Raw genomic sequence first — 19451 nt, 5'->3', positions numbered from 1 at the left:
GATGGGCTTACTAGCTATACACGCAACTGCCATAGTAGATACAAGAGCTTCAATTGGTAAAAATGTCAGTATAGGTCCCTTTTGTACTATTGGATCAGAGGTGGTTTTGGCAGATAATGTTGAGCTAAAATCACATGTAGTTATAGAGGGGAAAACAAAAATTGGTGCTAATACAGTTATATATCCATTTGCTTCTATTGGTCAACCCCCTCAAATAGTTAAGTATGAGGGAGAAAAGTCAGAGGTTATCATAGGTAGTAATAATACTATTAGAGAATATGTAACTATTCAAGCTGGTAGTAAAGGTGGTGGGATGGTTACCACTGTAGGTAATAATGGTTTATTTATGGTTGGAGTACATATAGCCCATGATTGTATTGTAGGAAATAATGTAATTTTTGCAAATTATGCTAGCCTAGGTGGTCACGTTAAAGTTGGTGATTATGCTATTATAGGAGGACTTGCTGCTGTTCTGCAGTTCGTACGTATAGGACAGCATGCGATGGTAGGTGGTGGGTCTGCAGTGGTGAGAGATTTGATTCCATTTGGGTTAGCTACAAGTGAAAGGGCATTTCTTGAAGGTATAAACTTAGTTGGGATGAAAAGACGTGGCTTTGATAGTCAGGAAACGCTTGATACTATAAAAGCTGTAGATGAGCTTTTTATTAGCGAAGGTATTTTTACTGATAGGATTGAGAAAGTTTTAAAACGATATAAAGGCAATTCTATTGTAGAACAAATTATTTCCTTTGTAAAACAGGATAGTACCAGAGTGTTTTGTCAGCCAAGACAAGTCGATCAAGATAGGGCAAACAGCTAAAATGTTGCAAATATATTCTTCTGTTTTCAAGAATTGGCTTCACAAAATTTGGTGGTATTTACGTACTCACATACAAAGAATACGATTTACTCGTTTTCCCCTTGCTTTTCGTTCTCATCCTACAAATCCTCTAACTATAAAAAATGTACTTGACCAAAATTTGCCCCTAGCTTTACATTCTAATTTTTCTAACCCTTTGAGTATAGTTGGAATTATAGCAGGAAATGGTTCATTGCCAATTTCACTAGCTGAGAGTTTCATTAAACAAGGAGGACAATGTTATATCGCAGCCTTAGAAGGAGAAGCAGATCCGATATTATATAAGAATCTTACCCACCAATTTTTTAAAATCGGTATGGTTAGACCAATAATTGAATATTTTCGTAAGTATGATATAAAAAATATAATTCTTGCTGGTGGTGTGAAGCGTCCTAATTTGAGATCAATTAAAGTAGATTTAATGGGATCAAGGCTACTTGCTCGCATATTGAAACAAAAATTTTTAGGAGATGATAAACTTCTTAGTATAGTAACAGATTTTCTAGAAGAGAAGGGATTTCAAGTAATTTCTAGTTATGAAATATTGAGTGCAAAGAAGGGTATTATGACCATAATTGTTCCATCAGCAACAGATAATACAGATATTGAGTTAGGAATGAAGCTATTGGATAGTATAGGACATCTTGATGTAGGACAATCAGTAATTGTTGATAATGGATATATTATAGGTATTGAAGCAGCGGAGGGTACAGATAATTTAATAAAAAGATGTTCATATTTACGTAAGAATTCTACAGGTGGGGTACTTATTAAAATGATGAAGAAGGGACAAGATACTAGAATTGATATACCTACAATAGGACCAGAAACAATAAAGAATTTAGCTAATTATGGTTATAAAGGGGTAGCAATACAGAAAGAAAAAGTGATTGTTATTGAGCTAGAAAGAGCTATCGAGCTAGCTAATAAATTTAGGCTTTTTATTATAGAAAAATAAAATATTTATTAGAATGATCTGTGTGGGAATTACTGGTAGTTATGCTTCAGGAAAAACTTTTGTCTTAAATTATTTAGATGATTTAGGATTTATGACTTTTTCTGCTGACGAGTATATTAAGGAACTCTACAAAGAGCTGTCAATACAAAATATAATTCTTAACTTACTGCCTGATCTAAAAATTTTTGATAAAAGAAAAATTGCAGAGCTAATCTATGTTAATGATTTATCAAGAAGCAAATTGCAAAATTTTATTCATCCATTTGTAGTGGAAGGTTTATCTCTTTTTAAGTGGCAAAATAATGATTCAGAAATTACATTTGCTGAGATTCCATTACTTTTTGAAGCCGGATTCGATAAATATTTTGATTTTTATGTTACAACATTCTGCTCAGAAGAATCTAGGTTAAAACGTGCAATGTCTAGAGAAGGGTTTAGCTTAACAACTTACAATAAGATTGCACAAATTCAATTGTCACAACAAATTAAAATAGCAAAAGCAGATTTTGTTATTAATACTGATGTTAATATAGTAGATTTAGATAAACAAATAACTCAACTAATACAAAAATTAAAATGCCGCAATTAAGAGAAGTAATTTTAGATACTGAGACAACTGGCTTAGATCCCAAAAGTGGTCATAGGATCGTTGAGATTGGGGCTATTGAAATGGTTAATAAAGTTTTAACCGGTAAACAATTTCATTTTTATATCAATCCACAACGAGATATGCCAACAGAAGCTTATCGAATACATGGTATATCAGGAGAGTTCTTAAAAGATAAACCACTCTTTGCAGAAATTGCCGAGGAGTTTTTAGCATTTATTAGTAACAGCCAGCTTGTTATACATAATGCAACATTTGATATTAAGTTTATTAATTATGAGTTGTCTCTGCTCAAAAGACCTAATACAGATTTTTTAGAACTTGCTAGTACTATTGATACTCTTGCTTTGGCTCGCAAGATGTTCCCTGGAATGAAGGCTAATCTTGACTCATTATGTAAAAGATATAAAATTGACAATTCTTCGCGTAAGTTGCATGGAGCCCTTAAAGATGCGGCATTACTGGCAGAAGTTTATGTTGAGCTTACTGGAGGTAGGCAGATAAGTTTTAACATTAATAGTAAAAAGGTACAAAATACAGATGAGCTGTTGGTTAGAACTACTATGGCAAATAAAAATAATACTATAGTTATCAAACCAACTAAGGAAGAATTACAAAAACATAAAGAATTTTTGTCAAAAATTCTTTCCCCTATGTGGTTGTAGAATTATATAACATCAACTAATTACTTGCAGGGGGTTAACTCCTTAAAAATCCATCTGCAAGTTGTAGCAGAAAATAGTATGAGGTAATTTAAATATAATAAGGTGAATAGGTGATGGGATATCAATATGAACAAAGAAGCCTAACTAAAGAACAGAAAGAAGCAATAGGAATACTCTCAGTTGGTACATTCCTAGAATATTTTGACTTAATGTTATATGTTCATATGGTGGAGTTTTTTAATGAGTTATTTTTTAAACCTACCGATTCTCATACAGCCTCTTTAATAAAGGCTTTTGTCTTTTGTTCTACATATATTCTTCGACCTGTTGGTGCCTTAATATTCGGTTGGTTAGGTGATAATATAGGTCGTAAGTCAACAGTGATCATTACAACTTTTTTAATGTCTACATCATGTTTTGTTATGGCTAATCTGCCTACTTATACTCAGATAGGAAGCATGGCAGCTTGGATAGCGATAATTTGCCGTGCTGTTCAAGCTATCTCTTCTATAGGAGAGGTGACAGGGGTACAACTTTATTTAACTGAGATGATTAATCCACCAGTTCAATATACAGCTATAGGATTAATATGGGTCTCCTGTATCATAGGGTCGTTATGTGCTTTAGGGATTGCATCACTTGTTACTTCTCATGGTTTTAACTGGCGTCTGGCATTTTGGATTGGTGCAGTAATTGCATTGGTTGGTTCTGTTGCAAGAAACAAACTTAGAGAAGTACCAGAATTTGCTGATGCCAAATGTCGAATAAAAAGAGTTTTTGAAAGAATTAATACAGATACAACTGTATTAAAAGACAATCCCCTTTGGCAAGCAAAAGTTAATAAGAAAACATTAATATCTTTCTTTTTATTACAATGTGCTGCACCGGTATGTTTTTATTTTACGTATATACATTGTGGTAATATTTTGAAAACTAGCTTTGGTTATACAACGTCTGAGGTTATTCATCATAATTTTATTGTCTGTATAATAGAGCTGTTAGTCATGTTAATATTAACTTATTTAAGTTTAAAAGTACATCCGTTATTAACTGTGCGAATTATACTTATAATATTTTCTATTTTTATCATCTTTTGTCCATATTTATTGAATAATGTTAATTCTCCTTACCAATTATTCTTGATTCAATTCTTTATGGTCTTACTGCGTGAATGCTTAGGTCCTGCTTTTCCCATTTGTTATAAAAGCTTTCCTATATTTAAACGTTTTACTTGTGCTACTATGACATTCGCTTTATCTCGGGCTTTAATGTTTGTTATTACCTCTTTTAGTTTTGTCTATCTTATTGAATATTTTGGCAATTGGGGATTATGGTTTATTACGATTCCTACAATCATCGGTTTTGCCTATGGGCTATTGCATTTTGAACAATTGGCAAAAGAATCTGGGAATTATCAACACAAAGGAGTCGCATAGCTATTGGGTAGCTATATATTAAATAATCCATTCCTGGTCATTTCTGGGATTGCTGCGTTGCCGTAAAGCACTTTTTCACAATGACGCCTGAGACATCTAAAACTTCTTAAGGTTTATAATGCAAAGAACTCCTACTAATTAACTCCTACCCAATTTTGTTTTTTTTGCTTGGGGTATAAGATTTTTTGTTTGGATTACTTCTTTACTTACTCTAGGTTTTAGCAATGTTTCTTTAAATTTGATGCTCTCAGTTAAAACATTTTCTATCTTCTTGATATTAGATAAATTTTCAGGAGTAATCTTATTCATAAGATGGTTAGATAAACTAGAAAGCCCTATTTTTTTACAAAAATTTGCTGCCTTATAACACATCTTATCTATATTAGTTAAATTAGGTGTTGTTATTTCTATTAATTTAGTTGTATTTTGAATATTTAGATTATACTCTGTATCTGCCTTTATTTTTTCAACATCCTTATTAGTGAGATATTGTTCTTTGTTAAGATGAGTTAATAATTTGTCATAAAACCGTTCTATTTGTTCTTCAGTGATTTCTTTACTTTTTACTGTCTTTTGTACGAAGTCGTCAATTTTATCTCCAAGAGATTTTAGACGTTTTTCTACATCTGTAACATATTGTGCTGGATCCAAACTTGTTACACTTTTTTGATTTTTAGGTACTGAGACTTTTTGCTCTTGCCATGTTCCATCCTCACTTCTTTTCCATTGTACTTCCTGAACCATTTCTGTAACAGAATGAACAGGAACTTTAATTTGATAATTATTTTCACTAGCCCATTCTAGAGCAGTTTTCCCTTCAATTTGAATATTATGGTGAGCTGCGTATGCTATTGGATCTTTAATAGGTGAGCGAGCAAAAGCTTCTAACCACTGACCTTTTTTAAATTCAGGAGAGACGTCACTAAATTTGCTCACTATATCTGCTGATTTTGCAATCTCTTTCATGTTATTAAGATTTTCCTTTATATTTTCTTTATAAAATATTCTTAATTCATCAAAGTTATTAATAGATATGTTTTCAAAGTTATTATCCTGGAGTCTTGCACTAACAGTTAGACCTTTTGGATCAAATCCAACTTTTTTCAATTCATCAACTTTTTGATCAACCATAGCCTCTATTTGCTGCTCATCTAACTGATGTATCATTTGCTCTAATGATTTACTATATTTTTCAATGCTAAATGATAAGTTATCTTGCCTAATAGCTTCAGTATATCCAACTCCATCATGGGAAAACATTTTATATGTTTCTTCGATCATAGAACCAAAATCTTGATGAAAAGTCATAAAAGATTTACCGTGATCTATTTTCACTACAGTTTTGCCGTCTTGTACCATCAAATTACCGGCATGGTAATCCCCTTCTCCTAACATATGACAAGCAGCAATGACTTTTTCAAACCCTTCCAATTTTTTTAAGTTTAAATCATTACCTCTAACTCTGGTCCAACCTAATAAACCAGAGAATTCTGAAAGTTGTACCACATTGTCAAAGAATTTGGAGCGGACGTAAAGTGAGTTTTTGTTGGCTTTATTAGGTACTACTAATTCCTCTTTAGGGGCACGATCATACAATAAAAACTGATACATAGAAGAACCTATTAACTCCTGTACACCGTCAGTTCTGTCTGATAAAGCTTGGTTATCCCACTTTTGTTTATCTGGAGTTAAACAATCCTTATAGCTTTTATAGAAATGTTTTAAAATAAAAGTATTACCTGTCTTATTTTCTTGAGCAATATATCCGGCAGATACACCAGCTTGCTTATTGCCCTTTCGTGAGAAACCACTCTGCTTTATAATTGCTCTATCACGTAACATAGATTCAAGTTTGTTTGTTCTAGGTGCTGGTACTGGTTTATTTTTTTTATTCTAGGTACTTTACTTTCTTTAACTAATGCATCCATAAGAGGGATATCTATTATCTCCCTTATGTCTTGATTTTGCTCTCCAGGAAACATCTCTTTTATTATCTTTAATGTTTTACCTAAAATGTGTCCAGAATATGGAAAATTCTTCAATTCCTTTTTATACAAATTAATATTAGATTCTGATGGTTCTTGAGAAAGTGCTATTACACTATCGGCAATTTTTTCACATTTTTTAAGTAGTCTTTTATCTGGGTTTTTACCATCTACAATTACCATTTCTTTTAAAGCTTCAAATAGCTGATTGCGTAAGAGTATTTTAACTTCTTCATGATTTGCCATAGAGACCTATTTTTTTTATTTATAACTAATGGTTCATTATTAATCTAAGAAAACTTTTTGAAGAGATTTTTTTGCTAAATTTCCTTCAGTAAGAAAGTCCTTATTTAAATGAGTAATCTCATTATTCAATAATCTCGATTGTAAGTAATCACTAATTGCCTGGGTAAATTCACCAATTTTATTCCGAAAGAAATGATCGGCTCCTTGGATAAGCTTATAGTCAACAGTTATATGTTTCTGCTTAGACAATTTACCTACTAGTTCAAGCACTGATTCTTCTGACACTATACTATCTTTGTCACCTTGTATTACAAAGCCGGAAATAGGGCATTGAGATAAGAAGGAAAAATCATATTTATTTACTGGTGGAGATACCATAATAAAATTATTAATCTCTGGTCTTCTCATGATAAGTTGCATGATTATCCATGCTCCAAAAGAAAAGCCTGCTATCAAATTTATACTACCACTAGGATTGTTAAGCTGTAACCAATCAAGTGCTGTTGCAGCATCGGTCATTTCACCAACACCATTATCAAACTCTCCTTGGGAACGTCCAACTCCCCGGAAATTAATTCTGAGTACTGTAAATCCATTAGACACTAATGTTTTATACACATAATAAACCACTTTGTTATTCATAGTGCCACCGTAAAGTGGATGTGGATGTAATACTAAAGCAAGTGGAGCTTTAGAATCACTAGATTTAGTATATAGTCCTTCAATCCGACCGGCAGGACCATTAAAAAAAACTTCAGCCATAATTATACACTATCATATATTACTTTATATCGATCACTAAGACAAATTAGTAAAAATTATAGCATGCTACTTGATATATTTCAAGCTAACTAAATACATTAATATGTTAATCGGGTTGGTTATATTTAATTTTACTAAATTTATAATAAGTTGTATTTTAGTAATTTAAACTATTAGTTGCCATTTAAGTGAAAATAACAATCATTTTTATATTATTATTTATAATTTCTATAGCAAATAAGGTTTATGGATCAGCTTGGTTAATCGACTCAGGTAGGTATAGATATATGGCTACTACTGCTACTATCGATAAAAATTCTGAAAATATTAAGCAAATAAGAGCCGATCTCTTTTTACAAATTCAGCGTAAACTAGCCCATTTAAGAGAACGTATCAAGTTGGTTAACAATTCATCAGCTCTGTATAATAAGTTATTTTGCCAAATTCAATCTTTAGAACGTAGCTCAAGAGAAATATCTTCATACCAAGATCAATTAATGAGAATTTTTACTATCGAATATGGCATTAATAATAACCAAAATTTAGCTATTCAATTGCTTTATAAAGAAAATAAATTTCAGGGAAGTAATGATATGAACTACCTATCTAATAATAAAGAAATTGGTATATTTTATAAAATTAAGCTTTTTCAAAATATTCATCGGGTAGTCTCAGTTCAGCCAAGAATATACATAACTCAAGATGGGTGTGAGCAGCAATTTTCTTATGAATTATTATTGTTATCAGCAATATCCAAAAAAATTCGGACAATTTTAGGTGAAACTTCAGTATTTGCTCAAGGTATTTTGAGTTTTGGGCAGAGCTTAAATAATCCATATGGCAAAAGAAGTCATTATAGTTTTTCAATATCTGAGGGCGTTGAATTTAAAAATGGCATTATGTTAGTAAGCTTTGCAAAATATTATATTAGAAAAAATTACGGCAATATTTATAATAAAACTTTATATAAGCAATTTTCAATTGCAAAAAAGATTAAGTTTGGTAATCTAAAGAGAAATAGTATAACAACACAAATAGGGTATTTTTCGGATAAAAGCCTGATTAAACAGCGTTATAAAATATCGGGAGTAATATTTTCAATATGGATGGATATATAAGGAGCCTGAATATAGAATTTTTAGATATTCTAGCAAAAGAACAGCTAGTTACTGATTTACAAATATCTCATATTAAGCTCAAATTAGCTGAGAATGATTTTTTTAACACGATAATCGAAGAAGGGATTATTAATAATGAGATGATTATAGAAATTTTATATAAGTATAAACTATTACCACTATTAAGTGTCCAGGAATCTCAGGTTAAGATTTATGATTACTCAAAAATTGATCAATATGTCAGAAATGGTTATTTCATTTATGAAAATGATGAAAGTAATGAGGTGCATGCTATAAATGACCTAGCCTATTTAGGAAAGTTATCAGCCATACATTATAACGTGCAAATTAAGTTGGTTAGAAAGAATGATTTTTATCAATTACTTGAACAAAATTTTAGTCATTTGAATATCATAAAATCCAAATATTTTCTTGAATTTCTCTCATTATACATGATAGCAAAAAACATCAATTACACTAAGTCAATTATCATATTTTTTTTGATATATTTTGCTATATTACTTAATTTTAAACATCTTTTTCATATAATTAATATTATCTGTTATTTTTCACAAAATATTTTAAAAATTATACTATTTAACCAAGCAGCAATTACGCCAGATACCATATTTAAAATTAGTGATATATATTCCAATGATTCCCTACCTATTTATACTATCTTACTGCCGTTATATCAAGAATCAGGCAAACTAAAGTCAATAATTAGTTGTATCACTAATATTAATTATCCTAAACATAAATTAGATGTCAAAATCATTGTTGAAGCGGATGATTATTTAATGATCAAGGAAAGCATCCTATGTGAATTACCCTCTTATATACATTTGATTAAAGTACCATTTACTCTACCTAGAACTAAACCGAAAGCTCTTAACTATGCCATGCAATATTGTAAAGGAAAATATGTAGTAATATATGATGCGGAAGATAGACCTGATACTGATCAACTTCTTAAAGCAGTAATAGCCTTTGATAGTTTACCAAAAGAATATGTCTGTTTGCAAGCTAAACTTAATTTTTATAATGAGAATGAAAATTTACTCACTAAGCTTTTTAGTATAGAATATTGCTTATGGTTTAAATACCTTCTGAAAGGTTTAAGTATAATGAACTTACCGGTGACTCTTGGAGGAACTAGCAATCATTTTAAGGTTGATGCTTTACAAAAAATAGGCTTCTGGGATGCTTATAATGTTACTGAGGATGCTGATTTAGGGATTAGGCTATATTCATTTGGCTATAAAGTTCATATGATCGATTCTTATACTTTAGAGGAATCGCCTATAGATATTATCAATTGGATAAATCAAAGGTCTCGTTGGATAAAAGGATTTATCCAAACATTTTTGGTATTCCTTGCCCAAAAAGACAAATATAAAAGGTTTAAATTCTATCAAATAATTACTATTTTCATTTTTATTGGTTTTTCTTCTTATGGTTTTTGTTGTGTACCATTTCTAATAATAACTATTAAAATTAATAAATTGGCTGTAGTTAATTATTTATGGATAGTTAATAGTTTTTTTGCTTTTTCGTACCTTTATGGTAGTGCTTTTTTTATTTTACTGAGCAAAAAAGGCAAAATAACTAATTTTCGAGTATTAGATGTTGCTGCCTTGTTAGTATGGCCTTTGTATTTTTTGCTACACACGATAGCAAGTTACAAGGCTATTTGGCAGATTGTTTTTATGCCCTTCAAATGGGATAAAACTCAGCATGGGATTAGCACCTTAGACCTTGAATAGAGCTATATAGCTAACCCGAATAGATTTTTGATATTATTAAGTTCCTAAATGTCATTGCGAGAAGGCGTAGCCTACGAAGCAATCCAGAAAAGTAATTAGAAATGGATTGCCACGCCACCTACGGTGGCTCGCAATGACGCTTGGTGAGTAGATTGCTTCGTTGCCACTAAAGTGGTTATTCACAGAGCCTAATAGACGTTTGTAAACTTTGAGTACTCCTGTTTTAGCTATAGAACTTAACATGCTGTAATATATTCCTTGCAGCCTCACTAGCAGAGAGATTTGTAACATCAAACTCAAATAAATTAGGATGAGAAATTTGAATTAATGGATATTCTGGATAAACATCTTGTACACCGATTGATTTATAACGAAGCAGCCTATCTAGATGTTGAATTCTCTTAATATTTTCTTCTTCTGAAATTAGTAATTTTACTGGAATAAACACAGAACTACGATTTATTGCTAGCTGTTGTACTTGGTTAAAAAGTTTACGATCACCATCAACTTCATACAGACAATTGGTAAGAACATAATTATTACTAATTTCTTGGCTTAAAAAATTAAAAATACCATCTCGTATAAGTCTAATTGCATCCCAAGCAAATTCTGGAATAGGAGTTAATCCATTATAATTTAGTAGTGAAAAAATAGGATTATTGATATGTTGGTTATCACATATACTATAACCAGCCCTTGCTATTTCTTTTGCTATAGTATACTTTCCGGTTCCTGGTTTTCCTATTAGGTAGATAATAATAGTAGCCACTTTGTTGATCTCACTTCTTCAAATTTTCTGCAGTACATATAAGAACATTACCATCAATTTGTATTATGCGAAGCGTGTCTCCTTTATACGCTGATTTTACAGAATCTTTGCTGAGTTTGGCATTCATAATCGTTCCTGACCACAATACCTGTCCCTTTTCTCCTACTAAGAGTTCATTACTATATACTTGTACTTCCTGACCGAACATATCAGAATACTCGTATTTACCATATTTCTTGCCAACATAGAATTTTAATGGATACCATAAAATAATTAACCATATAAAAGAAGCAAAACCAAAAATTATATACTGGTATTTTAAAAGATTCGGATAATTACTCAATATTATTGCATTGGATATTCCACCTAAACCCAAAAATAAAAAACCAACATTTGGAATATTAGCGAATTCTATAATTATACAAATAATGCCAGCGATCAGCCACCATTCTACTATTGAAACTTCAAAGATGCTCATATGATACCTTCAATTAATCTTCGATTCTGAGGTTATTAATTAAGACAATTCCTACTATAACTCCTGGTTAAACAATTGTAAACAACCATATCCTATCTCATCAAAAACAGGAATATTATAATTATTAAAAAATAAAGAAATACACAAAATGACTAGAATAATAACGAATGGAATGATAATAAGCTAAGTTTACTTTGAAATAATTTTAGTTGGTTCAAGCAATTATCATTTAGTCATGAACAAATGTCTTTAAAAACATTATAACATTAGCTATATCTTGAGGCTTATTTAAACCAGCAAAAGACATCTTTGTTCCAGGTATATATTGGCTAGGTTTATGCAAAAAATGAAATAGACTTTCTTCATCCCATATTCCCCCTTTGCTAGATAGAGCAGTTGAATATTTATAATTCTCTGCTTTAGCTTTTTCCGTCCCAACGATATTCCATAGATGTGGTCCAACCTTATTAGCTTTACTATTGTCAAAGGAATGGCACATTAAGCATTTTTTTGCTATTTCCCTTCCCGCCTCAGCATTAGCAGTTTTCATCAATTCCTCTATATTCACTGGTGCTTCCGCAATCGCGTTCGCATCAGATCCATTAGGCGAATCTTCTGTTACTTCTACTTTGTAGCCTCGAGATTCAGGATGTAAAACTGGCTTATACAGAATATCTGTTATAAACCCTACCATCATTGCAATTAAACTTGCTAATAAAATAGAAGCAGCAATTTTATTTAACTCTATTCCAGACATATTTTTAGTGTCGTCTCCGTAGAGAGAATATGTATTACCATAAGATAGTTTTGTACTGGAGCGGGTGAAGGGATTCGAACCCTCGACTTCGACCTTGGCAAGGTAGCGCTCTACCCCTGAGCTACACCCGCTTTTAAAACACTGCAAATTGAAAAATAATTATTTTTATTCCAAATTGAGGTAAAAAGGCTCACTTGTACGAAAACAAATCATAAATATAGGATATACTATAAAAAGATCAAGAAGAAATAACATCAAAAAAAATTTAAATGTTATTCATGATCCTGCACCGAAACAGGGATGACATTAAAACCATAGATATTTATCTTAAAATAATATAAAAATATCTTGCTTAAAAACACTAAATCAACTAAAAATCATTACTTTAATATTAATTAATTTGGAACAAATTATGGGTCAAAAAAACAATCCTAATGATGGTTTGTCAGAGAATCAAACAAATGATATTAACTATGATGATTTTCCTTATGAAAGTTTTCCTTTTGCTTATACAAGACCAGAGCATTTAAGAACTATAGGTCTAGTATTTGGCATGCAACCTCCTATGGTAGAAAATGCTAGGATACTTGATATTGGTTGCGGTGAAGGCGGTAATATGATTGATTTTGCCGAAAGTTATCCAGAATCTTATTCTTTAGGGATTGACTTGTCAAAAGTACAAATTAATAACGGATTGGAAGTAGTAAAGAGTTTAGGTCTAAAGAATATTGAGCTAAAATGTTTATCGATATTGGATATTGATGAATCATTTGGTAAATTTGATTATATAATTTGTCATGGGGTAATTTCTTGGGTGCCGGATGTGGTTCGTAACAAGATTTTTGAAATATCTAGTAAATTATTAAGTCCTAATGGTATTGCCTTTATCAGCTATAATACTCTGCCAGGTTGGAATATGCAGAAAACTATTAGAGATATGATGATGTTTCATAGTGCTATCTTTACTGATAAGCATGATAAACTACAACAAGCTAAATTATTATTAGATTTTGTTAGTGATTCTCTAGAAAAATCAGAGAGTCCTTATTCTAAGTTCTTACAGCACGAAACTAACTTTCTTAAGAAGTTAGGCAATTCATATTTGTTACACGAATATCTCGGAGAAGAGAATACAGCTTTTTACTTCCAGGAATTTGTAAGTAACGCTAGAAAACATAATCTGAATTATCTTGGAGATTCCTCACTTTCTGCCATGTTTGTCGGTAATTTGCCGGAAAAGACGGCAGAAAAATTACAATCGATAAATGATATTGTAAGAACTGAACAATATATGGACTTTATTACTAATCGTAAATTTAGAACTACTTTGTTATGTCACAATAATGTCATGATCAATAGGACAATTGAACCAAGTAAATTATCTGACTTCTATACTACTTTTAATATCAGACCAGTTAGGCTTGAAAGTGAGGTGGATTTAAACAATGCAGTAGAAAATTTGGAATTTTATTATAATAATTCAGAATCCCCTGGTATTTCAACGTCTTCTTCTATAATGAAAGCTGTCTTCTATGTTTATGCCGATAATACTGGTAATCCTTTGACTTTAGATCAAGTCTCTAAACTGGCTATGAAAAAGTTAGAGAAATTCCAACTTAAAGATTTTAAGGAAGAATTAGATTCTGTAATTATAAAACTGGTGTTACAAGGGTATGTGCAAATATTCGCAACAAAACCTAGCTCAATATATGATATCTCATCAAAACCAAAAGTAAGTGAGTTAGTAAGATATCAGGCTCAAAAGTTAGGACAAACTAATTTGGTTGTGACAAATCGAATTAATGCTTTGGTTCCATTGCAATTGCATGAAAAATATATTATTGAACTATTAGATGGTACAAATTCTATCCAGCAGATTGAAGAAAAAATGTTTGAAAAATTTGCTTCTGGACTATTAGTGGCGTCTAATAAAGATGGTATAGTAAGTGATGAAAAACTTTTAAAACCATATATTACACATTGTGTAGGTATTTGCTTACAAAAATTCAAAATGAATTATTTATTAATTGGATAAAATAATGTTAGTTGAAAAAATTACTACCCTGGCTAATCCTGAAGAGATAAATGTAATTATCGAGATTCCGATGCAAAGTAATCCGGTAAAATACGAGATGGATAAAAAATCAGGGACACTATTTGTTGATAGATTCATGCAAACTGCCATGTTTTACCCTGGTAATTATGGGTTTATCCCACATACTCTGTCAGAAGATGGTGACCCAGTAGATGTATTGGTCATAGCACATTATCCTGTTGTACCTGGTTGCGTAATTAGATCACGTCCCATTGGGGTTTTAATGATGGAAGATGAATCTGGATTGGATGAAAAAATTATTGCTGTGCCTAGCTCTAAGCTAGATATTACTTTTGATTCAATAAAAGATTTAGATGATCTTTGCCCAATGTTAAGACAACGAATAGTACATTTCTTTGAACATTATAAAAATCTAGAAAAAGGTAAATGGGTAAAGGTAATTGGCTGGGAAAATGCTCAAAAAGCCAAAGGGTTAATTGATACAGGTATATCAAGGGCAAAGAGTTAGCTTTGATATAGTGGCATATACTCACAATTGGAATAACAAATGAAAGGCGAGGGATATACATTATTTCGTTCTGGAATTATAATAGCTTTATTTACCTTAATTTCTCGTATATCTGGTCTTGCTAGAGAATTATTTGTCGCTTCACTATTTGGAGCTGGTAGTGTTGCTGATAGCGTTAATGTTGCTTTTAAATTACCCAACCTATTTAGGCGTATTTTTGGCGAGGGGGCTTTATCAGTCGTTTTTGTCCCTATTTTTAATACAAAAATCATAGAATCTCGTGAGGCGGCACGCCATTTCACCGGCGTTATATTTACTATTTTACTAATTACTTTAGTAATGGTAGTAGTACTAATGCAACTTATGATGCCTTCCTTAATGTTTATTATTGCTCCTGGTTTTCATGAAGATCCAGAGAAATTTAATTTAACAATTGCTCTGTGCCGTATCACTATGCCATATTTGGTTTTTATTTCGATAGCGGCGATGCTTGGGGGTATTCTAAATTCAGTAAAGAGGTTCGCAGCTTTTGCTTTTTCTCCGATTATTTTAAATATTCTTGTGATTATTACAACGGTAGCATTACAAGAACGTATATCTGCCCCTATATCGATTAGTTTATCTCTGGTGATTGCTGGCTTATTACAAATCATTTTTATGTTTTATTGTGTCATTAGAGTTGGTTTATCGTTTCCACTAGTTTTTGATCCATATAATAGAGATGTCAAAAAGTTTTTGTCCAATATGGGACCGGCGGTTGTTAGCTCAGGATTTCAGCAGCTTAGCTTATTTATCTCGCAATCAATAGCTAGCTTCATCGAAGGGGCAATTTCAATATTATCTTATGCAGATAGAATATACCAATTTCCTTTATCAATAATAGGGGTAACTTTTGGTACTATATTATTACCAGAATTATCGAAAACCTATCAAATGAATGATTTAAAGAAAGCGGCAAATATCCAGAATAATGCTATTAAAATTGGGCTTTTATTATCTTTACCAGCTGCCTTTGGTATTATTGTGCTATCAGAACCAATCATTCATATAATATATCAACGGGGAGCTTTTACCTATGTTGATACCATTAAAACTGCTGAGGCTATTTCGGCTTTTGCTCTTGGTTTGCCAGCTTTTATACTTGCCAAAATTTTGACCCCGATTTTTTATGCTAATCATGATACAAAAACTCCTTTAAAAATAACCTTATATTCCCTTACAGTGAATACTATATTAAATATTGTTATGATGAGGCAATTTGGTCATCTTGGTATAGCTCTTGCCTGTTCTATTACCGCTTGGTATAATGTTTGGTTGTTATACGTACACACAAAGAAATATGGTCTTTCTTTTATTGATGCAAAATTATACACATTTTTTGGCAAGATTTTATTAAGCTGCATAATAATGACACTAGTAATTTGGGTAATTAAACATTATTATGCCCAATATTATTATGCCGAATTCTTATTAGTAAAAGCTTTTATGCTAGCAGCAACAATTATAGTTGGAGTAGCAACGTTTTTTCTAATGGTTTTTTGTTTTAAGCTTTATCCAAAGAAATGTATTAATGATGAAAACTGAGTCTAATTATCAAGATTTTTTGAAGACTATAGCCATGATAACTATGGTAATAGATCATTTGGGGTTATATTTTTTTCCTGAGTACGAAATAATGCGAGTTATTGGTCGTACTACTATGCCGATTTTTTGTTTTTTTGCTGGCTATAATTTTCATACAAAACCAAAAATTAGAATTTTGGTAGTTGGAGTTCTGCTATATATTTTTACTACCATATTATTTAGGGAATTTACTGTAACTAATATACTTATCCCTATTTTTTTAGGACAATGCTATCTTTATTATTTTCGTAATAGCTTAAATAATTTTTTCTATAAAGGCTATTGTCATGTTGTTTTCCTTGGCTCTCTTTGGTTCTGTAGTTGGTTCCTTATTGATTACGGAACCTTATCTATGGCTATCATGCTACTTGGCTATATTGCTAAGCATGATCTAGGTAATCTCAGGCTTACCATTGCAATATCTATAATTTTGTCCATAATGCATACCATATCTATTTTTCAGTTTTCGTATATTTACGTATTTATAGTCATTATATTCGGGGTTCTAGGATATATATTTATGGTCGCAAGAAATTTTGAGCAGAAAATTGCTGTAAATTTACGGATTATCAGTCATAATGCTTTATATATCTACGCTATACATCTAGCAATTTTACAATTTTTATTTTTTAAACTCTACTTATAGCTCAAAATATAATTACTTTAGTAGACTTCCTGTATAAGTCAAAGAAGCCCTCGGGATTTTTAGGAGAAACGAAGCCTGCTACCTTCGTGTACATAGACGATTGTTATGGAGCGGAGGCGAGTTTCGACGACAAAATCACCGACTAGATTGACTTATGCAGGAAGGCTAGTTATTTCCAACAGCCTTCTAGCAGTAGCTTTGCTGTGATGAAGCAATCCATTCCTGGTTTATTTTTTGGATTGCTTCGTCGACCTTACGGTCTCCTCGCCAATGATGAATGGGTTAGATATAAAATAAATATTAAGCAAGGCTATCAATTAACTTAGCCATGCCTTCTTCATCTAACTCTTCAAAAAAATCATCGTTGATTTGGACAACTGGTGCATTAACACAAGCACCCAAACATTCAACTTCTGTAAGGCTAAACTTTTTATCGCTGGTTAGCTCACCGAAATTAATAGCAAGCTTATTCTTACAGATAGTAGCAATTTTATCGCTACCCCTTAGCCAACAGGGGGTAGTACCACAAATTTGTATGTGATATCGTCCTACTGGTTGTAGATTAAACATGGTATAGAATGTTGCAACTTCATAAGCTCTGATGAAAGGTATATTTAGAAAATTTGCCACATACTCTATCGATGCTTTAGGTAACCAACCATTCATTTGCCGTTGGGCAAGGTCAAGTAACGGTAGGATCGCACTTTTCTGTCTATTTTCAGGATATTTCTTAATAATATCTTGAGCTTTTTTTAAATTTTCATCATTAAAACTGAAATTTACTGGTTCATCATTCATCGATCAATTTCTCCAAAAACAATGTCAAGACTGGCAATAATAGTTACCACATCTGCCATCAAATGGCCTCTCGACATAAAGTCTAAACCTTGCAGATGAGCAAATCCAGGGGCTTTAATACGGCATCTATAGGGTTTGTTGCTTCCATCAGAGTATAAATATACCCCAAACTCGCCTTTTGGGGCTTCAACAAATCGATATATCTCGCCTTGTGGTACGTTATATCCTTCAGTATAAAGTTTAAAATGATTAATCATTGCTTCCATCGATTCTTTCATTTGCTTTCTTGATGGTGGGGCAATTTTAGGGTCATCAGTTTTAATACTACCTTTCGGTATTTTTTCAAGACATTGTTGTATAATTTTAAGTGATTGGTACATTTCTTCAATGCGAACCAAATACCTATCATAACAATCACCATTTTTGCCAATTGGTATGTCAAAATCTAGTTCACCATATACATCGTACGGATTGGTTTTTCTAAGATCCCATGCGATACCTGAGCCTCGTAGTATTGGACCAGAAAACCCCCAATCCATAGCTTCTTTTTGGCTTACTACTCCGATATCTACTAGGCGTTGTTTCCAAATCCTATTGTCATTTAACAAGGTTTCAACATCTTGTAATTTTTTAGGAAATTGTTGAATAAAAATATGAATATCTTCTAATATATCATCTGGTAAGTCTTGGGCAACGCCACCAGGTCTAAAATAATTTGCATGCATTCTAGAACCAGATACACGCTCGTAAAATTCCATAATTTTTTCACGTTCCTCAAATAACCATAATAGAGGGGTAGTAGCACCAACATCTAGAGCTTGGGTTGTGATATTAAGGATGTGGTTAAGGATACGGGTAAGTTCAGAAAACATCACTCGAATAAATTGAGCTCGTCTTGGAACTTCGCAGCCAAGCAATCCTTCAATTGTTAAGGCAAAGGCGTGTTCTTGGCACATTGGCGATACGTAATCTAATCGATCAAAGTATGGTATAGCTTGTAGATATGTTTTATACTCAATTAATTTTTCAGTACCACGATGCAATAAGCCAATATGTGGATCTGCTTTATTGATCACCTCACCATCCATTTCTAAGATTAATCTTAAAACTCCATGGGTAGCTGGATGTTGTGGTCCAAAATTCAGTACAACATTAGACCTCTTGCCTAACTCTACTTCTGCTGGTAATTTGGACAATGATGCGGTACTCGAATCTTCACGTACACTAGAGTATGCTGCGGTTCGAGGTGAAGCGTCTCCTTCAAATTCCTCAGCATAAGCGAGTTTTGCAAGAGGTCTATTTTTATTATTATCACTCACCTTATTTTAAACTCCGGCAATTATTGTTTCTCTGTACCTTTGAGTATATACCAAAATTTTTGTCCACTAAGTGAAAAAGTAAAAAAATTATATAA

At 32.0% G+C, this 19451-nt stretch carries 18 protein-coding genes, 1 tRNA gene and 1 pseudogene; 11 read left to right on the top strand and 9 right to left on the bottom strand.

Annotated features, from left to right (window positions below; all coding sequences use genetic code 11):
• Position 1 precedes the first annotated feature (1 nt).
• The 5 genes from lpxA to ACFELY_RS07070 all read left to right on the top strand — a co-directional run bounded on the left by lpxA (position 2) and on the right by ACFELY_RS07070 (position 4525).
• Positions 2 to 820 (top strand): acyl-ACP--UDP-N-acetylglucosamine O-acyltransferase, encoded by an 819-nt coding sequence (gene lpxA, locus ACFELY_RS07090; protein ID WP_341759871.1) that lies wholly within the window; start codon positions 2 to 4, stop codon positions 818 to 820.
• 1 nt (position 821) lies between these two features.
• Positions 822 to 1817, top strand: coding sequence for an LpxI family protein (locus ACFELY_RS07085; protein WP_341758978.1), 996 nt, complete (start codon positions 822 to 824; stop codon positions 1815 to 1817).
• A gap of 13 nt (positions 1818 to 1830) precedes the next feature.
• Complete coding sequence (coaE, locus tag ACFELY_RS07080; protein WP_341758979.1) at positions 1831 to 2406, top strand: dephospho-CoA kinase; 576 nt, start codon at positions 1831 to 1833, stop codon at positions 2404 to 2406.
• The gene (dnaQ, locus tag ACFELY_RS07075; RefSeq protein WP_375329682.1) at positions 2394 to 3089 is read left to right on the top strand and encodes a DNA polymerase III subunit epsilon; all 696 of its coding nucleotides are present in this window, start codon (positions 2394 to 2396) and stop codon (positions 3087 to 3089) included. The genes coaE and dnaQ overlap by 13 nt, the downstream gene beginning before the upstream one ends.
• Positions 3090 to 3202: 113 nt before the next feature.
• The gene (locus ACFELY_RS07070; protein WP_341758981.1) at positions 3203 to 4525 is read left to right on the top strand and encodes an MFS transporter; all 1323 of its coding nucleotides are present in this window, start codon (positions 3203 to 3205) and stop codon (positions 4523 to 4525) included.
• A 576-nt stretch (positions 4526 to 5101) separates the two neighbouring features.
• On the opposite strand, the pseudogene ACFELY_RS07065 reads toward ACFELY_RS07070, so the two are convergent.
• From ACFELY_RS07065 to ACFELY_RS07055, 3 genes and pseudogenes are all read right to left on the bottom strand, one after another.
• Positions 5102 to 6376: pseudogene (locus tag ACFELY_RS07065) on the bottom strand (hypothetical protein); the annotation flags it as partial.
• The gene (locus ACFELY_RS07060) at positions 6343 to 6756 is read right to left on the bottom strand and encodes a hypothetical protein (protein ID WP_375334039.1); all 414 of its coding nucleotides are present in this window, start codon (positions 6754 to 6756) and stop codon (positions 6343 to 6345) included. The gene ACFELY_RS07060 and the pseudogene ACFELY_RS07065, both read right to left, overlap by 34 nt.
• A gap of 39 nt (positions 6757 to 6795) precedes the next feature.
• The gene (locus ACFELY_RS07055; protein WP_375334038.1) at positions 6796 to 7518 is read right to left on the bottom strand and encodes an alpha/beta hydrolase; all 723 of its coding nucleotides are present in this window, start codon (positions 7516 to 7518) and stop codon (positions 6796 to 6798) included.
• A gap of 188 nt (positions 7519 to 7706) precedes the next feature.
• Here ACFELY_RS07055 and ACFELY_RS07050 point away from each other — a divergent pair, with 188 nt between their 5' ends.
• Together ACFELY_RS07050 and ACFELY_RS07045 are read left to right on the top strand one after the other, a co-directional pair.
• A complete protein-coding gene (locus tag ACFELY_RS07050) occupies positions 7707 to 8636 on the top strand; it encodes a hypothetical protein (RefSeq protein ID WP_375334037.1) in 930 nt (309 codons plus the stop codon).
• Positions 8621 to 10402: a glycosyltransferase family 2 protein gene (locus tag ACFELY_RS07045; RefSeq protein WP_375334036.1), complete on the top strand. Its 1782-nt coding sequence runs from the start codon at positions 8621 to 8623 to the stop codon at positions 10400 to 10402. The genes ACFELY_RS07050 and ACFELY_RS07045 overlap by 16 nt, the downstream gene beginning before the upstream one ends.
• 223 nt (positions 10403 to 10625) lie before the next feature.
• Here the strand turns inward: ACFELY_RS07045 and ACFELY_RS07040 are convergent, their stop codons facing one another.
• From ACFELY_RS07040 to ACFELY_RS07025, 4 genes are all read right to left on the bottom strand, one after another.
• A complete protein-coding gene (locus tag ACFELY_RS07040) occupies positions 10626 to 11171 on the bottom strand; it encodes a hypothetical protein (RefSeq protein WP_341758987.1) in 546 nt (181 codons plus the stop codon).
• Between the two features lie 10 nt (positions 11172 to 11181).
• The gene (locus ACFELY_RS07035) at positions 11182 to 11649 is read right to left on the bottom strand and encodes an NfeD family protein (RefSeq protein WP_375329691.1); all 468 of its coding nucleotides are present in this window, start codon (positions 11647 to 11649) and stop codon (positions 11182 to 11184) included.
• 229 nt (positions 11650 to 11878) lie between these two features.
• The gene (locus ACFELY_RS07030; protein ID WP_341753146.1) at positions 11879 to 12406 is read right to left on the bottom strand and encodes a cytochrome c family protein; all 528 of its coding nucleotides are present in this window, start codon (positions 12404 to 12406) and stop codon (positions 11879 to 11881) included.
• Between the two features lie 56 nt (positions 12407 to 12462).
• A tRNA-Gly gene (locus tag ACFELY_RS07025) sits at positions 12463 to 12537 on the bottom strand.
• 281 nt (positions 12538 to 12818) lie between these two features.
• Here ACFELY_RS07025 and ACFELY_RS07020 point away from each other — a divergent pair.
• From ACFELY_RS07020 to ACFELY_RS07005, 4 genes are read left to right on the top strand one after another with little or no spacing between them, the layout of a single operon-like run.
• A complete protein-coding gene (locus ACFELY_RS07020; RefSeq protein WP_375334035.1) occupies positions 12819 to 14441 on the top strand; it encodes a methyltransferase regulatory domain-containing protein in 1623 nt (540 codons plus the stop codon).
• 4 nt (positions 14442 to 14445) lie between these two features.
• Positions 14446 to 14970, top strand: coding sequence for an inorganic diphosphatase (gene ppa, locus ACFELY_RS07015; protein WP_375334034.1), 525 nt, complete (start codon positions 14446 to 14448; stop codon positions 14968 to 14970).
• A 39-nt stretch (positions 14971 to 15009) separates the two neighbouring features.
• Positions 15010 to 16554 (top strand): murein biosynthesis integral membrane protein MurJ, encoded by a 1545-nt coding sequence (gene murJ, locus ACFELY_RS07010; RefSeq protein WP_375334033.1) that lies wholly within the window; start codon positions 15010 to 15012, stop codon positions 16552 to 16554.
• On the top strand, positions 16541 to 17239 hold the full coding sequence (locus ACFELY_RS07005) for a TraX family protein (RefSeq protein WP_375334032.1): 699 nt from the start codon (positions 16541 to 16543) through the stop codon (positions 17237 to 17239). Before murJ ends, ACFELY_RS07005 begins: the two co-directional genes overlap by 14 nt.
• 300 nt (positions 17240 to 17539) lie before the next feature.
• Here the strand turns inward: ACFELY_RS07005 and nuoE are convergent, their stop codons facing one another.
• Together nuoE and nuoD are read right to left on the bottom strand one after the other, a co-directional pair.
• Complete coding sequence (nuoE, locus tag ACFELY_RS07000; protein WP_094649218.1) at positions 17540 to 18037, bottom strand: NADH-quinone oxidoreductase subunit NuoE; 498 nt, start codon at positions 18035 to 18037, stop codon at positions 17540 to 17542.
• Positions 18034 to 19233: an NADH dehydrogenase (quinone) subunit D gene (nuoD, locus tag ACFELY_RS06995; RefSeq protein WP_410521669.1), complete on the bottom strand. Its 1200-nt coding sequence runs from the start codon at positions 19231 to 19233 to the stop codon at positions 18034 to 18036. The genes nuoE and nuoD overlap by 4 nt, the downstream gene beginning before the upstream one ends.
• Between the last annotated feature and the right edge of the window lie 218 nt (positions 19234 to 19451).

The sequence above is a fragment of the Candidatus Tisiphia endosymbiont of Xenochironomus xenolabis genome (assembly GCF_964264705.1).
Taxonomy (GTDB): Bacteria; Pseudomonadota; Alphaproteobacteria; order Rickettsiales; family Rickettsiaceae; genus Tisiphia.
Note: the sequence above shows the minus strand (reverse complement) of the source record. Positions and strands in the feature narration are given on the sequence as shown.

Bases quoted from the DNA above. Each gene is read 5' to 3' on its own strand.
- ACFELY_RS07030 (WP_341753146.1), bottom strand. From the start codon at position 12,406: ATGTCTGGAATAGAGTTAAATAAAATTGCTGCTTCTATTTTATTAGCA.
- ACFELY_RS07055 (WP_375334038.1), bottom strand. From the start codon at position 7,518: ATGGCTGAAGTTTTTTTTAATGGTCCTGCCGGTCGGATTGAAGGACTA.
- ACFELY_RS07045 (WP_375334036.1), top strand. From the start codon at position 8,621: ATGGATGGATATATAAGGAGCCTGAATATAGAATTTTTAGATATTCTA.
- nuoE (WP_094649218.1), bottom strand. From the start codon at position 18,037: ATGAATGATGAACCAGTAAATTTCAGTTTTAATGATGAAAATTTAAAA.
- ACFELY_RS07035 (WP_375329691.1), bottom strand. From the start codon at position 11,649: ATGAGCATCTTTGAAGTTTCAATAGTAGAATGGTGGCTGATCGCTGGC.
- ppa (WP_375334034.1), top strand. From the start codon at position 14,446: ATGTTAGTTGAAAAAATTACTACCCTGGCTAATCCTGAAGAGATAAAT.
- lpxA (WP_341759871.1), top strand. From the start codon at position 2: ATGGGCTTACTAGCTATACACGCAACTGCCATAGTAGATACAAGAGCT.
- murJ (WP_375334033.1), top strand. From the start codon at position 15,010: ATGAAAGGCGAGGGATATACATTATTTCGTTCTGGAATTATAATAGCT.
- ACFELY_RS07020 (WP_375334035.1), top strand. From the start codon at position 12,819: ATGGGTCAAAAAAACAATCCTAATGATGGTTTGTCAGAGAATCAAACA.
- ACFELY_RS07070 (WP_341758981.1), top strand. From the start codon at position 3,203: ATGGGATATCAATATGAACAAAGAAGCCTAACTAAAGAACAGAAAGAA.
- ACFELY_RS07060 (WP_375334039.1), bottom strand. From the start codon at position 6,756: ATGGCAAATCATGAAGAAGTTAAAATACTCTTACGCAATCAGCTATTT.
- dnaQ (WP_375329682.1), top strand. From the start codon at position 2,394: ATGCCGCAATTAAGAGAAGTAATTTTAGATACTGAGACAACTGGCTTA.
- ACFELY_RS07005 (WP_375334032.1), top strand. From the start codon at position 16,541: ATGATGAAAACTGAGTCTAATTATCAAGATTTTTTGAAGACTATAGCC.
- coaE (WP_341758979.1), top strand. From the start codon at position 1,831: ATGATCTGTGTGGGAATTACTGGTAGTTATGCTTCAGGAAAAACTTTT.
- ACFELY_RS07085 (WP_341758978.1), top strand. From the start codon at position 822: ATGTTGCAAATATATTCTTCTGTTTTCAAGAATTGGCTTCACAAAATT.